2 protein-coding genes are annotated in these 1,130 nt (G+C 54.4%); both read right to left on the bottom strand.

The window, feature by feature from the left end; all coding sequences use genetic code 11:
- Positions 1-309 precede the first annotated feature (309 nt).
- Positions 310-660, bottom strand: coding sequence for a hypothetical protein (locus tag EBBID32_RS23110; protein ID WP_022684421.1), 351 nt, complete (start codon positions 658-660; stop codon positions 310-312).
- Positions 657-1,130: carotenoid oxygenase family protein (locus tag EBBID32_RS23105; RefSeq protein WP_037492545.1), on the bottom strand; the 474-nt coding region annotated here is incomplete at its 5' end. The genes EBBID32_RS23105 and EBBID32_RS23110, both read right to left, overlap by 4 nt.

Raw genomic sequence — 1,130 nt, 5'->3', positions numbered from 1 at the left:
AGATGTGTATAAGAGACAGCGTGTGGACCCAGTCTCTTGCATCATCGAAGCAACAAACTGGTCCTTGCGGGCCTCCAAGGCCGATGCCGCCCGCAGCAGAACCATGCGACGAGTGTTGGGATCCAGCGCTGCCCAGACCTTTTGACCTTCGGCAGCCCTATTGCCTAAGTTCGGAATGTCAGCGGCCTGCATAGCCTCAGCCGAGGATGCTACTTCGCCAGTGAGTGGATTGATTCGTTCAAACCGCATGTTTCCACCTCTTTAGTGGTAAATAGAAGATCAATGGAGAAAGCAGGCCGTCCCTACGAATCAGAAATTAAATCTAGCTCGAATTCCGTAAGTCCGAGGAGCTTCAAGTGTAACTACAGGAAGACCGACGATTGGTTGTACAAACGAGGTCGCCTTTAACGTCTCGTTCTCGATATTATCGATATACACAGCAACAGAGTAGCGGTTTTCAGGGCCGCGCCATGTCAAACTCGCATTCGACATCATATATCCTTGCTGAGCGAGATCGTCCAGCGGGTAGGCGTCGTTATAGGCTGTCAGTCGTTCGTTTTCGGGACCAAAGAACCATTCGTTCCCGACGATCGCGGAAAATTCCGTGAGTGCTGCGCGCATTGACGCCTCAGTCACGCCGTTAGGCAATATCATGGTCATACTCCCGGAACCCAAGTCGTGTGAAAGGCGCTCCTGAGACGAATCGGCAATCGGGCCGTTGCAAGCGGCCCCTCGGAGATGGCGCGCGCGTCGAAGATCAGCAGATCGGAACGGTTTTGGTCATGTCGATCGGCGATATTGATATACCAACCTTCATCTTCGCCAGGCCCGCGCGGGATGAACGCGCCCTCCTGGAAGCTAGTCTCGTCAGTCCCGTGATAGGTTTGGACTTCGCCGGTCGTCAGATCGATTTTGCCGATCATGTTAGCGCCCATGTAGGTAGGGCCGGCCATCAATATCCGCCTCTCCGGATCCACCATTGAGATATAGGCGTAGCGATAATCCCGACCGACGCATCGCGGATCGATGAGCGGCAGCTCACCGCCATATGGGGCCAAACTCTTCGATGAGAATCCTCCATCGACGGCGTTCGACGTCATGTCGAAAGACCAACGCGTGGGATAGGGGAC

The organism is Sphingobium indicum BiD32, from assembly GCF_000382885.1.
GTDB classification, from domain to species: Bacteria; Pseudomonadota; Alphaproteobacteria; order Sphingomonadales; family Sphingomonadaceae; genus Sphingobium; species Sphingobium japonicum_C.
This window is presented reverse-complemented; position numbering and strand designations above follow the sequence as displayed.

What these genes read in the sequence shown, in the direction of transcription:
- EBBID32_RS23110 (WP_022684421.1), bottom strand. Translation starts at nt 660, where the DNA reads ATGACCATGATATTGCCTAACGGCGTGACTGAGGCGTCAATGCGCGCA.